Genomic DNA, 12,941 nt, shown 5'->3' with positions numbered 1-12,941 from the left:
TGCGTAGGATCTCAGCCATGCGTGTGCTGATCGTCGAGGACGAGCCCTACCTCGCCGAGGCGGTCCGTGATGGGCTGCGCCTGGAGGCGATCGCGGCCGACATCGCCGGCGACGGCGACGCCGCGCTCGAGCTGCTGAGCATCAACTCCTACGACATCGCCGTGCTCGACCGCGACGTGCCCGGCCCGTCGGGCGACGACATCGCCCGGTGGATCGTGGCCTCCGGCAGCGGCATCCCGATCCTGATGCTCACCGCCGCCGACCGGCTCGACGACAAGGCGAGCGGCTTCGAGATCGGCGCCGACGACTACCTCACCAAGCCGTTCGAGCTGCGGGAACTGGTGCTGCGCCTGCGCGCCCTCGACCGCCGCCGTCAGCGCAGCCGCCCGCCGGTGCTCGAGGTCGCCGGGCTGCGGTTGGACCCGTTCCGCCGCGAGGTGTACCGCGACGACCGCTACGTCGCGCTTACCCGAAAGCAGTTCGCCGTGCTGGAGGTGCTGGTCGACGCGGAGGGCGGGGTGGTCAGCGCCGAAGAGCTGCTGGAGCGGGCCTGGGACGAGAACGCCGACCCGTTCACGAATGCCGTGCGCATCACGGTGTCGTCGCTGCGCAAGCGCCTGGGCGAGCCGTGGCTGATCCTCACGGTGCCGGGTGTCGGGTACCGGATCGGGACGGATGCCGATGCCTAGGCGCCGCGGGATGAGCGCCCGCCTCAAGCTCACGCTGAGCTACGCGGTGATCGTGGTGGTGTCCGGCGGTCTGCTCCTCGCCGCGGTCGGGTTGTTCCTGCTGCGCTACGTGCCGGACACCGTCGACTTCTTCCCCAACCGCGGCGACCTCAGCCGGGCGTTCGTGCCGGTGGCCTCGATGGTCATGCTGGTGCTGCTCGCATTCGGCCTCGGCGCCGGGTGGCTGCTGGCCGGACGGATGCTGGCGCCGCTCGACCGCATCGGCGACGCCGCCCGGCTCGCCGCGCAGGGATCCCTGTCACACCGCGTGTCGCTCGCCGGCCCCCGCGACGAGTTCCGCGACCTGGCCGACGTCTTCGACTCGATGCTCGAGCAGCTCGAGGCGCACGTCGCCGAGCAGCAGCGGTTCGCCGCGAACGCCTCGCACGAGCTGCGGACCCCGCTCGCGATCTCGCAGACCCTGCTCGAGGTCGCCGAAGCCGACCCGGACCGCGATGTCGACGCCCTGATCGCCCGCCTGCGTGAGGTGAACACCCGGGCGATCGAGCTCACCGAGGCCCTGTTGCTCCTGAGCCGCGCCGACCGCAGGACGTTCCCGCGCGAGATCGTCGACCTCTCCCTGCTCGCCGAAGGGGCGGTGGAGGCGCTGCTGCCGCTCGCCGACCGCCGAGGAGTGGCCGTCGAGGTGGGCGGTGCACCCGCGCCGGTACTCGGGTCGGCGGCGCTGCTGCCGCAGTTGGTCACGAACCTCGTGCTCAACGCGATCGTGCACAACCTGCCCGCCGGAGGGGCTGTGGCCGTGCGCACGCACTCGATGCCGCAGGCGGTAGCGCTGGTGGTCGAGAACACCGGCGAGGTGCTGCCGGCGCCTCTCGTGGCGACCCTCGTCGAGCCGTTCCAGCGCGGCGCCGAGCGCACCCGTGGCGATGACCATGCCGGGGCGGGACTGGGCCTCGCGATCGTCGACCGCATCACCCAGGCGCACGGAGGCACCCTGGTGCTCACCCCGCGCCCGGACGGCGGTCTGATCGTGACGGTGTGGCTGCCGCATCCGTACCCGGCGGCGCCTCCCGCCTGACCGACGGCGGTTCCGGCGGTTCGGGCGCCCCGCCGTCCCGCCGTTCATCTGTCGGGACTTTTCACGGATGTCGGACCGGAACGCGGTTTCCGGTCCGACATCCGGACATTCTCCCGACAAGTGGACGGGGGCCGGACCGGACGGATGCTGCGACCGGCGGATGCCGGACCCTGGCCGGGTCAGGCCACGCGGGGGTCGCGCGTCGCGGCGAGCTCGCGGCCGAAGGTGCGGGCGTCGGCCTCGGCGTTCTCCTTGAGCTCGCGCGCCGTGTCGGTGAACGCGTCGAGCGCCGGGTTCACGCCGACGAGGGTGAAGGGACGCTGCACGACGCGCAGGTCGAGGCCCCAGACGTCTTCGAGCACGCGGCGCAGCCAGCCGGTCGAGTGGTCCCAGCCCTCCTTGGGCGAGCCCTCTGCGTAGTTGCCGCCGAGCACGGTGACGAGCGTCGCGGGCTTGCCGTTCAGCGCGGTGCCCGTCGGGTCGATGCGCGGGTCGGTGTAGGCCAGGTCGAACCAGGTCTTGAAGTGCTGCGAGACGCCGTAGTTGTACAGCGGCACGGCGAACAGCAGGGCGTCGGCGCCGATCAGCTCGTCGGCGAACGAGGTCGCGAGCGCACGGGCATCGTTCTGCGCGGGGGTGCGCTGGGCCTCGTCGACGAAGCCGCCGGTGACGGCATCCGCCCAGGCGGTCGCGGGCACGGGGTCGCTCGCCAGGTCGCGGCGGGTGACGGTCGAGTCGGGGTGGGACGCGGTCCACTCGGCCTCGACGAGGTCGGCGAGCGCGCGGCTGGCGGACGACGCGGGAAGGATGCTGGCATCCAGGCGGAACAGGGACATGGGCCTACCTCTCGTTTTCGTAGTCGCTAGGTTTTTATTAGCGACACCGGTTAACGTAGCACGGGTAGGATGTGTGCATGGCCGAGGTCGAAGAAGAACGTCAGGTGTGCGACGCCGCCGTCACACTGGCCTTCAGCGTGCTCGGCAAACGGTGGAACGGCATGATCGTCTCGTCACTCGGCGGCGGCCCTTCGACCTTCGTCGCCCTGCGCCGCTCCGTCGCCGGCATCAGCGACACCGTGCTCTCCGACCGCCTGGCAGAACTCTCCGACGCCGGTCTCGTCGCACGCACGGTCGACGCCGGGCCGCCGATCACGGTGTCGTATGCCCTCACCTCCAGCGGCGAGGGGCTGCTGCCCATCCTCGACCAGCTCGGCCGCTGGGCATCCGCCAACCTCGCCGAGCGCGCACACTGACGCGGCATCCGCACTGGGCCGCAGCTTCGCCGCCCCTCAGTCGAACCGTTTGTCGGGAAAATTTACGGATGCAGGTCGGAAGACCGAGTTTCCGCCCGACATCCGTGGGAACTCCCGACGGATGACCCGCGAGACGCGAGCCGCGCACCTCACCAGGGGCTGGGCTCGTAGTCCTTCAGGAACACGCCGTGCACATCTTCGCCGGCCTCGCCGCGCACGATCGGGTCGTACACGCGGGCGGCACCGTCGACGAGGTCGAGCGGGGCGTGGAACCCCTCTTCGGCCAGGCGCACCTTCGTGTGGTGCGGGCGCTCGTCGGTGATCCATCCGGTGTCGACGGCCGTCATGAGGATGCCGTCCTTCTCGAGCATCTCGCCGGCGCTGGTGCGGGTGAGCATGTTGAGCGCGGCCTTGGCCATGTTCGTGTGCGGGTGCCCCGGACCCTTGTAGCGGCGGGAGAACTGCCCCTCCATGGCCGACACGTTCACCACATACTTGCGGTGCGAATCGGATGCCGCCATCGACGCACGCAGACGACTGATGAGCAGGAACGGCGCCGTCGTGTTGGCCAGCTGCACCTCGAGCATCTCGAGCGGATCGACCTGCTCGATGGACTGCACCCAGCTGTTGGTGCGGTTCACGTCGGGCACGAGTCCGCCGGCGTCGATCGCGGTACCGTCGGCGTGCTTCTCGAGCGACGACGATCCGGGAGCCATCGCGAGCCGCGCGAGGTCTTCGGCCGTGAGCGCCTGGCCGCCCTGCTCGGCGACCGTGCCGCCGAGGGCCGCGACCGAGAGGAGCGGATGCGCGTCGACCGAGGCCTGCAGCGCCTGCGGGTGCGGGTCGGCGGTGTGCCCGAAGGTCTCCATCTCGGGAAGCGGTCCGTCGGGCAGCGGCTGCAGCTCGGCATCCGCCAGCAGCGAGTACGCACCCGGTGAGCGGCGCACGGTCTGCGCGGCGTTGTTGATGAGGATGTCGAGCGGACCCTGAGCCGCGACCGAGTCGGCGAGGCCGATCACCTGGGCGGGGTCGCGCAGGTCGATGCCGACGACGCGCAGGCGGTGCAGCCAGTCGCCCGAGTCGGGCAGGGCCGAGAAGCGGCGAACGGCGTCGCGCGGGAACCGCGTCGTGATCGTGGTGTGCGCGCCGTCGCGCAGCAGCCGCAGCGCGATGTGCATGCCGATCTTGGCACGGCCGCCCGTGAGCAGGGCGCGCTTGCCCGTGAGGTCGGTGCGGGCGTTGCGCTTGCCATGGCTGAAGCGGGCGCAGTCCGGGCAGAGCTGGTGATAGAAGGCGTCGACCTGCGTGTACGGCTGCTTGCAGATGTAGCAGTTGCGGGGCTTCAGCAGCTCGCCGGCGATGGGGGCGTCCACCACGCTGGTGGCGAGGTCGTGGCCGCGGGTCTCGTCGTCGATGCGGTCGGGCGCTCCGGTGGCGGTGCGGGCGACGACGGCCCTGTCGGCCTCGGCGATCGCGTCGCGGATCTCCTTGCGGCGCACGCGCTTGACGGCCTTGAACATGGCCGCGGTCGCGTGGCGCACGGCGACGAAGTCCGGGTGCTCGTTGTCGATCTGGTGCAGCTCGGCCAGCACGCGAAGAGTCGTGGCGAGATCGTCGGGGTCGACGCCCGGTCCGAGGTCGGGTGCAGCGTCGGAGGGGGCGTCGGTCATTGTGCTGATTTTACGCGAGTGTCCTGGGCATCCGCCCCGCTGAGCACCGCCCTGTCCCGCCGCGCCTGCTGTCCCGCTGCCCCGCTGTCCCGCTGTCCCGCTGTCCCGCTGTCCCGCTGCCGAGTGCACGGCTTGTCGCCGAGCGCGCGGCCTGTCGACGCAGGCAAGCCGTGCACTCGGCAGGAACCCGTGCACTCGGCGTGATGTGCGGCGGCGCCTCGCGACGCGGCGCGACGCAGCGCGGCGCGGCGCGGCGCTGCGTCGCGGCCCGTCAGACGAGGGCGCGCTGGCGACGGAGCGCGGTGAGCACGGCGCCGTTCGCCCCGGCCCACTCGCCGAGCGTGGCCGGCACGATGGGCGGAACACGGTGGAACGAGGCGCGCTCGCCGACGTAGCGCGCAGCGAGCGTCACGAGCTGGTGCGGCGCCTGCGCGAGGCCGCCGCCGATCACGATGCACCCCGGATCGACGAGGGCACACAGGGTGAGGATCGCCTCCGCGAGCGCCGACGACGCCCGCTCCACGATCGCGGTCGCCACCGCATCCCCCTCGCTGCTCGCCGCCAGCAGCCCCTCCGGACCGCCCTTTCCGCCGACCGCGGCCCACGCCCGCCGCAGTGCGGGTGCGCCGATGATGGTCTCCAGGCAGCCGCGGCGTCCGCACGAGCAGATGCTGCCGTCGGGTTCGATCGTGATGTGTCCGAGTTCGCCGGCCGAGCCGTGCGCTCCGGGGACGACCTGTCCGTGCGCCACGTGTGCGCCCGCGATCCCGGTGCCCAGCGCGAGCACGAAGACGTCGTCGACACCGGCGCCCGCGCCCCACGAGGCCTCGGCGACCGCGGCGGCGTGACCGTCGTTGATGACGTCGACCGGGATGCCGAGTTCCGCGCTGAGCTGTGCGCCGAGCGGGCGGCCGTCGAGCGCCGGGATGTTGGTCGAGCGCACGACCACTCCCTCCGCCTCGTCGACCAATCCGGGGATCGACAGCACCACGCGTTCGAGGTCGGCATCCCCCCGGAGCGAGTTCGCGATGGCGGCGAGCCCGTCCACGGGTGCGTCCTTGGGCGTCGCGTGGCGGCCGCGGGCGAGGGGCGTCGGCGGTGCGTCCAGCGAGATGCGCGCCGGCGCGAGCAGGTGCTTGACGCTCGATCCGCCGACGTCGAGCCCGAGCACGACAGGGCCCGCACCGTGCACAAGGGTCGATCGGGTCGGCTCTCCCCCGGTCACGGGGCCATCACCCGGGCGGCCGCACGGGCCTCCCGCCGCAGCGCCTGCTTGTCGGGATCGGGAACCGGTACCGAGGCCAGCAGCCGTCGGCTGTACGGATGCTGCGGAGCCAGGAGCACGTCGTCGGCGGAGCCCGTCTCGACGATCTCGCCCTTGAGCATCACGGCGACCCGGTCGGAGATCTCGTGAACCACGGCGAGGTCGTGGCTGATGAAGAGGCACGCGAAGTGCATCTTCTCCTGCAGGGTGCGCAGCACCTCGAGCACCGCGGCCTGCACCGAGACGTCGAGCGCCGAGGTGGGCTCGTCGGCGATGATCAGTTCCGGCTCCAGGGCGATGGCGCGGGCGAGACCGATGCGCTGACGCTGCCCTCCGGAGAGCTCGTGCGGGTAGCGGGAGGCGTAGTTCGTGGGCAGCTCGACGGCGTCGAGCAACTCGGCCACGCGGGTGCGACGCGTGCTCGCCGAGGTCGGGAAGCGCCGCCGCTGCACGAGCAGGGGTTCGGCGATGGCCTCGCCGACGGTCATGCGCGGGTCGAGGCTGGAGCCCGGGTCCTGGAAGATCGCGCCGACGCGACCGCGCAGTGCGCGCTCCCGACGCCCGGAGACGCCACCGCGTCCGACCTTCTCGCCGAACAGGGTGATGCTCCCGCTCGACAGGGGCAGAAGCCCCAGTGCCGCGCGTCCGAGGGTCGACTTGCCCGATCCGGACTCGCCGACGAGGCCCAGGATCTCGCCCGGGGCGATGCGCAGGCTCACGCCGTCGAGCGCGAGGAACGGTCGTCCGCCGCGGCGATAGGTGACGCTGGCGGCATCGAGCTCGAGCACCGCGGCGGGCACCTCGGTCTCGGGCTCCCGTTCGATCACGCTCGCGAGGTCGGGCAGCGAGGGCACGGCGCTGAGCAGCTTCTTCGTGTAGTCCTCTCGCGGCGCGGTGAGCACCGTGCGGGTGTCGCCCACCTCGACCATGGTGCCGCGGAACATCACCGCGACCCGGTCGGCGATGTCGGCGACGACGCCCATGTTGTGCGTGACGAGCAGGAACGCGGTCCCCGACTCGGCCGCGAGGCCGCGGATCAGGTCGAGGATCTCGGCCTGCACGGTCACGTCGAGCGCGGTCGTCGGCTCGTCGGCGATGATCAGCTGCGGCTCGCACGCGAGGGCGATCGCGATGACCACACGCTGACGCTGACCACCGGACATCTCGTGCGGGTAGCTCTTCGCCCGACGGGCGGGCTCGGGGATGCCCACGCGCCGGAGCATCTCGACCGCACGCCCCCAGGCCTCCGCCTTGGAGATGGTGCGGTGGTTGAGGATCGCCTCGGTGATCTGGTCGCCGATCCGCATGCTCGGGTTGAGCGCGGTCATCGGCTCCTGGAACACCATCGAGATCTCGGCACCGCGCACGGCGTTCATCTCGGCTTCCGCGAGCGGCAGGAGCTCGCGCCCGGCGAGCTTGATCGACCCGGTGACCGTGGCCGAGCGCGGCAGCAGCTTCAGGATGGCCATGGCGGTGACGGACTTGCCCGAACCGGACTCGCCGACCAGCGCCAGCACCTCGCCGGGGCGCACCTCGAGGTCGATGCCCTTCACGGCCTCGACCGACCCGTCTTCCGTGCGGAACGTGACCGTGAGGTCGGAGATCTCCAGCAGTGCGTCGCTCATGCGGCACGCCCCTTCACGTCGAAGAAGTCGCGCAGGCCGTCGCCGATGCTGTTGAAGGCGCAGACGGTCAGCACGATGCAGAATCCGGCGGGGAAGATCAACCACCAGGCACCCGCGTACGTGTAGGTGATGCCGCTGGTGAGCATGGCGCCCCAGTCGGTCGCCGGCTTCTGCAGCCCCATGCCGAGGAACGAGATGTAGGCGACGAGCAGGATGGCGTCGGCGACCTGGAACGTGGCGTTCACGACGATCGTGCCGACGGTGTTGGGGACGATGTGCTTGAGCACGGCGCGGGAGTGCGTGCCACCCATCGCCCGCAGGGCCAGCACATATTCGCGCGACTTCAGCGAGATCGATTCGGCGCGCACGAGACGAGCCGGGACGAGCCAGGAGACCAGGCCGATCACGCAGATCATCAGCGGAACGCTCGGGCGCAGGATCGCCGAGAGGATCAGCAGCAGGAAGGTCGCGGGGATCGCGATGCCGGCGTCGACGACGCGCATCATCACGGTGTCGACGGCACCGCCGACGTAGCCGGCGATCGCTCCCCAGAGGGTGCCGATGACGGTGGCGAGGATGCCGGCGGCGAGGCCGATCAGGATCGAGATCTGCCCGCCGACCATGAGCCGGCCGAGCACGTCGTAGCCGACGTCGTCGGTGCCGAGCGGGTGGCCGGGGCTCCCCGGCGGCAGCATGGTGCTGCGCAGGTCGGTGTGGATCTGGTCCGTCGGGTGGATCAGCGGACCCAGGAAGCAGAAGAGCAGGAACAGCACGATGGTCACGATGCCGAAGACGGCGAGCTTGTTCTGCAGGAAGCGGCGCGTGCCCCGCTGACGCGGGGTCAGCGTTCGCATCACGATGGTCGTGGTGCTCACGAGAGCTCCTCTCGGGTGCGCGGATCGAGCAGCGCCTGGATGATGTCGGCGAGGAGCGATCCGATGACCGTCGCGAGCGCGATCACCAGGATGCAGCCGATCAGCACGGGGTAGTCGGAGGTCTGTGCCGAGGTCCAGAACAGCAGGCCCATGCCGGGGTAGTTGAAGAGCGATTCGACGACGATCATGCCGCCGAACATGACCGGCAGGTAGTAGCCGAGCATGGCGATCACGGGGGTCAGGGAGTTGCGCACCACGTGGCGGGTGATCACCACGGGCACCGAGGTGCCCTTCGCCCTGGCGGTGCGGACGTAGTCCTCGGAGAGGTTGTCGATCGTGGCGGAGCGCATGTACCGCGAGAACGTCGCGATGATGCCGAGCGCCGCGGTGAGCACCGGCAGCACGAGGCCGGCCGGGTTCGCCAGCACGTCGCCGACGGTCTCACCCTGCGGCGCCTGGGCGGGCACGAGCCGCAGCCACTGGGCGAACACGATCACGAGGATCAGGCCGAGGAAGAACGACGGCGTCGAGTAGACGATGAAGTTCCAGGTGGTCAGCGCGTAGTCCGCGGCCTTGCCGCGGCGCACGGCCTGGAAGATGCCCATCGGGATCGCGATGATCAGTGCGAAGAGCATCGAGATGAGGGCCAGGATCAGCGTCTTCGGAAGACGCTGGCCGATGGCATCCGCCACCGGTCGGTTCAGTTTGAACGAGTCGCCCAGGTCTCCCTGCACGAGCTGCAGCAGGAAGTTGAAGTACTGCTGCCACAGGGGCAGATCGAAGCCGTTCTCCTTGTTGAAGGCGTCGATCTGCTCCTGCGATGCCTGCATGCCGAGGATGCCGGCGGCCGGCCCCTGCGGCATCGCGAGGTGGAGCAGCGCGAACACGATCAGCGTCACGATGAGGATGACGATCCCGCCCTGGCCGACCCGTCGCAACAGGTACCACCAGAACCGCGGGCCGCCGGCCCTCTCCTTCTTCTGCTGCGCGTTCTGCGCTGCTTCCACCACGCTCATGTCACCTGCTCGTTACTTGGTCCAGGACCAACGCTGGGGAAGGAACGACGCGCCCGGGTCCTGGTGGGCGATGTCGAGTCCGTCGCGGACGACGGAGACCTGGTACACCGGGTTCGGCATCCACATGACCGGGAGGTCGGTGGCGAGGTACTCGGAGTACTTCTTCGCGATCTCGGGGTCGGTCGAGAAGGCCATCGCCTGGACGAGCTCCTCGGCCTCGGGGTTGTCGTACTGTCCGGCGTTCCACTTGGTGTCCTTCGCGAAGACGCGCTCACCGGTGGCGTACGGCGGGAAGTACCAGCTGCCCGCGGTGCCGAAGAAGACGAGCTCCCACGTGCACGAGCTGCCGGTCTTGCACTCCTGCGCCTGCGTGAGGACGGTGTCGAGCGGCTTGGAGTCGATCGTCATCTTGACTCCGATCTTGCCGAGCGACGACTGGATCTCCGCCATCATGTTGTCGGTCTCCTGCGAGCCGTTCTGCGTGGTGACGACGATCTCCGCCTTGTCACCCGCGGCGATGCCCTCGCCGCACTGGCCCTCGGCCGCGCCGGCCTCGGCGCACTCGAGCGTGCCGTCGGATCCCTTGACCCAGCCGTTGTCGGTGAACAGCTTCTCGGCCTTCTTCAGGTCGAACGGGTACGGGTTGTCCTTCTGCACGTCGGACAGTCCGCTGGAGTCCGCGGTCTGCGGGATGGGACCGTAGTCGGGAGTCGCGGCACCGTGCCAGACGACCTCGGAGATGGTCTCCTGGTCGATGGCGTGCTGCAGTGCCTGGCGCACGTAGAGCTGCTTGTAGAAGGAGCCCTTCTCCGGGTTGGCGAAGTTGTACGGCATGTACGTGATCGACCAGCCGGCCCACGGCTCGATGCTGTAGCCGAGGTCGGTGAACTGCTTCTCGTTCGTGAGCTGCGAGCTCGTGACGTAGCCGTAGTCGACGTCACCCGAGCGCACGACGTTCATCTCGGCGTCGGCCGACGTGAACGGCAGGAACTCGACGTTCTCGATGCTCGGCTTGTCCTCGCCGGTGTACTCCTTGTTGGCGGTGAGTTCCACCAGGCCCGAGTCCGACCAGCTCTTGACCGTGTAGGGACCGGCGACGGTCTTCCACAGGTCGTTGGTGGCGTAGGTCTTCATGTCCTCGGCCTCGGAGAAGAGGTAGTCGAGCACCGCGGTCGCACCGGCCTGGTCGCGGTCATGGTCGCCGATCTCGCCGTCAGCGCTGGTCTTGTCCCAGACGTGCTGCGGCATCGGGTAGATGAGGCTGAGCTGGTTGCCGAGGAGGAACTCCTCGTTGTAGACCTTGTCCATCGTCAGCGAGAACGTCTTGTCGTCGATGGTGGTGAACTCGGTGATGTTGTCGGGCATCAGGCCGGCGGAGTAACCACCGGTCTTCTCGCCGTTGAAGCGCACCAGGTTGTACCAGAACTCCACGTCGCGCGAGGTGACGGGCTCGCCGTCCGACCAGTCGAGGTCGTTCAGCGTGATGGTGATGGTCTTGCGGTCCTCGGAGAATTCGTAGGACTTGGCGGCGGAGGCCAGCTCGTCCCAGCCCATCTCGCCGTCGACGCCGTTGTACTCGAACAGGCGCGGCCACATGGTCGCCTTGATGGCGCTGTTGTGCGTGGCCATCTTGTCGGGCGACGAGATCGGCAGGATCCAGTTGGGTCCGGTGCCGACCTGCAGCGCGAAGCTGACGGTGTCCTTCTCGCCCGAGCCGGTGTCGCCCGTGGCGCCGGCCTGGCAGGCGGTGAGGGCGAGCGTCGCGACGGCGAGCGCACCCAGGGGGGCGAGCAGCCGGCGGCGCAGCGACTGAGATCGCATGTAAACCTCCTTGTTCAACGCCTCGCAACCAAGGCGTTCGTCCGATTTATGACGTACTTTGAATCATGCCCGAACTAAGTTCAGGGCAGAAGACGGTCTTGTTACGTTTAAGTAACTAACTTTCTTTGATTGCGGCGAAAAGCTGCGGAAGCGTGTCAGCCGACCATCTCGGCCGCGAGATCCGGCACCTCATCGAACGCGTCGAACGGATGCATCGGGCGCTGGATGCGGTGGTGACCGAGCCGCTCGAGGTCCTGATCCACCCCGCCCGGAGTGAGAGCGAGCGTCCAGCCGCGCATGATCGCGTACAGCTCGGGCTCGAGGTAGCCGATCTTGGTGACGACGATCTGCGCGGCGACCGGGTCGAGTCCGATCGAGGTGAAGTCGGAGACGTCGTGGTACGCCTTGCGGAACTCCGTGACGATCACGTGCAGGCCGCCGACGCGGATGACCGCGATTCCGCCGGCATCCACATCGCCCTCGTGCAGGCTGTGCAGCACTCCATCGACGAGGACCGGTCCGTGCGGGCCGCTGTCGACGCGCGCGCCGACCTCGACCGACACCCGCTCACCCACGGCGTGACCGCGGAGGACGTCGAGCGCCCCCTTGTCGAAAACCGAGCCGCACAGCGTGACCGGGGCGTCGTCGGAGGTGAGCTCGGGCTTCTGCAGCAGCTGCGCGAGGGTCCAGGTGACGTCGCCCGTGCCGCCGGCGCCGGGGTTGTCGCCCGAGTCGCTGATGAAGTACGGGGTGTCGGTGGCGGCGAGGCCGGCCGCGACACCCTCGTCGAGGGTTCCGGGAGGGCCCACGAACTCGAAGTCGTCGCGCACATCCCAGAACGCACGACCGAGCTCCTCCGCCGCACGCGCGGTCGCCGCATCGTCGGTGCCGGTCACGACCACGGTCGCGTGGCAGCGGGGCTCGTCGGCCCAGGCGTAGCCGATCCAGATCGCGGCGTCGGTGATGCCGGGGCGCGCCTCGATCTCGGGGATGCGGGCGTACAGGCTCTTCGCCGGCTCCACGCGGGTGCTGGTCTTCTCACCGGGGAGCAGGATGGGCACGCGCACCCAGGCGCGGCGCGGGGTGACGCCGCTCTCGAGCGCCTCGACGAGGTTGCGGATCGCGCGGTCGCGGGTCTCCCACGTGTCTTCGTGCGGAGCCAGGCGGTAGCAGGTGATGATGTCGACGTTCTCGATCAGGGTGCGCGACACGTTGCCGTGCAGGTCCATCGACGCCGACACCACGACGTCGGCGCCGATCACCTCGCGGATCGCGGTGATCAGGTCGCCCTCGGCGTCGTCCATGCCTTCGACGCTCATCGCCCCGTGGATGTCGAAGAAGAGGCCGTCGAGCTTCTCGCCGTCGGCCACGAGGGCCCGCAGCCCGTCGCAGATGCGCGCCTTGATGCTGTCGTAGACCTCGCGCAGCACGGCGCCGCCGGGGATCGATCGGGCGTAGTAGACCGGCAGCCACGCGGCGCGGTCACGCATGTCGCCGTCGCGCAGGGAGTCGTAGCGGGTGATGAGCTCTTCACCCTCCACGCGCAGGAAGTCGCGCTCACCGGCGCGGTGCGGCGAGAAGGTGCTGGACTCGATGGCCATGCCGGCGATGGCGATGCGCGGGAGCGGGGACGTCTCGGTCATACTCCGAG

General features: G+C 69.7%; 11 protein-coding genes. 3 read left to right on the top strand and 8 right to left on the bottom strand.

Going from position 1 to position 12,941, the window contains the following annotated elements; all coding sequences use genetic code 11:
• Nucleotides 1-17: 17 nt before the first annotated feature.
• Together ACCO44_RS01925 and ACCO44_RS01920 are read left to right on the top strand one after the other, a co-directional pair.
• Complete coding sequence (locus ACCO44_RS01925; RefSeq protein ID WP_372468079.1) at nt 18-689, top strand: response regulator transcription factor; 672 nt, start codon at nt 18-20, stop codon at nt 687-689.
• Between the two features lie 10 nt (nt 690-699).
• The gene (locus ACCO44_RS01920; RefSeq protein WP_105710662.1) at nt 700-1,767 is read left to right on the top strand and encodes a HAMP domain-containing sensor histidine kinase; all 1,068 of its coding nucleotides are present in this window, start codon (nt 700-702) and stop codon (nt 1,765-1,767) included.
• A gap of 179 nt (nt 1,768-1,946) precedes the next feature.
• On the opposite strand, the gene ACCO44_RS01915 is transcribed toward ACCO44_RS01920, so the two are convergent.
• Nucleotides 1,947-2,603, bottom strand: coding sequence for an FMN-dependent NADH-azoreductase (locus ACCO44_RS01915; protein ID WP_372468077.1), 657 nt, complete (start codon nt 2,601-2,603; stop codon nt 1,947-1,949).
• 77 nt (nt 2,604-2,680) lie between these two features.
• Here ACCO44_RS01915 and ACCO44_RS01910 point away from each other — a divergent pair, with 77 nt between their 5' ends.
• The gene (locus ACCO44_RS01910) at nt 2,681-3,019 is read left to right on the top strand and encodes a helix-turn-helix domain-containing protein (RefSeq protein WP_029261403.1); all 339 of its coding nucleotides are present in this window, start codon (nt 2,681-2,683) and stop codon (nt 3,017-3,019) included.
• A 149-nt stretch (nt 3,020-3,168) separates the two neighbouring features.
• Here ACCO44_RS01910 and ACCO44_RS01905 read toward each other — a convergent pair whose 3' ends face one another.
• From ACCO44_RS01905 to ACCO44_RS01875, 7 genes are all read right to left on the bottom strand, one after another.
• Nucleotides 3,169-4,689, bottom strand: a complete 1,521-nt coding sequence (locus tag ACCO44_RS01905; protein WP_372468075.1) for an SDR family NAD(P)-dependent oxidoreductase — start codon at nt 4,687-4,689, stop codon at nt 3,169-3,171.
• A gap of 271 nt (nt 4,690-4,960) precedes the next feature.
• The gene (locus ACCO44_RS01900; RefSeq protein ID WP_372468073.1) at nt 4,961-5,914 is read right to left on the bottom strand and encodes an ROK family protein; all 954 of its coding nucleotides are present in this window, start codon (nt 5,912-5,914) and stop codon (nt 4,961-4,963) included.
• The gene (locus tag ACCO44_RS01895; protein ID WP_372468072.1) at nt 5,911-7,578 is read right to left on the bottom strand and encodes an ABC transporter ATP-binding protein; all 1,668 of its coding nucleotides are present in this window, start codon (nt 7,576-7,578) and stop codon (nt 5,911-5,913) included. Before ACCO44_RS01895 ends, ACCO44_RS01900 begins: the two co-directional genes overlap by 4 nt.
• Nucleotides 7,575-8,453: an ABC transporter permease gene (locus tag ACCO44_RS01890; RefSeq protein ID WP_231481714.1), complete on the bottom strand. Its 879-nt coding sequence runs from the start codon at nt 8,451-8,453 to the stop codon at nt 7,575-7,577. Before ACCO44_RS01890 ends, ACCO44_RS01895 begins: the two co-directional genes overlap by 4 nt.
• Nucleotides 8,450-9,469 (bottom strand): ABC transporter permease, encoded by a 1,020-nt coding sequence (locus ACCO44_RS01885; RefSeq protein WP_081859906.1) that lies wholly within the window; start codon nt 9,467-9,469, stop codon nt 8,450-8,452. Before ACCO44_RS01885 ends, ACCO44_RS01890 begins: the two co-directional genes overlap by 4 nt.
• Before the next feature lie 12 nt (nt 9,470-9,481).
• Nucleotides 9,482-11,290, bottom strand: a complete 1,809-nt coding sequence (locus ACCO44_RS01880) for a peptide ABC transporter substrate-binding protein (RefSeq protein ID WP_029261397.1) — start codon at nt 11,288-11,290, stop codon at nt 9,482-9,484.
• Nucleotides 11,291-11,445: 155 nt separating this feature from the next.
• Nucleotides 11,446-12,933, bottom strand: a complete 1,488-nt coding sequence (locus tag ACCO44_RS01875) for a M81 family metallopeptidase (RefSeq protein WP_372468071.1) — start codon at nt 12,931-12,933, stop codon at nt 11,446-11,448.
• Nucleotides 12,934-12,941 lie beyond the last annotated feature (8 nt).

The sequence above is a fragment of the Microbacterium maritypicum genome, from assembly GCF_041529975.1.
Taxonomy (GTDB): domain Bacteria; phylum Actinomycetota; class Actinomycetes; order Actinomycetales; family Microbacteriaceae; genus Microbacterium.
This window is presented reverse-complemented; position numbering and strand designations above follow the sequence as displayed.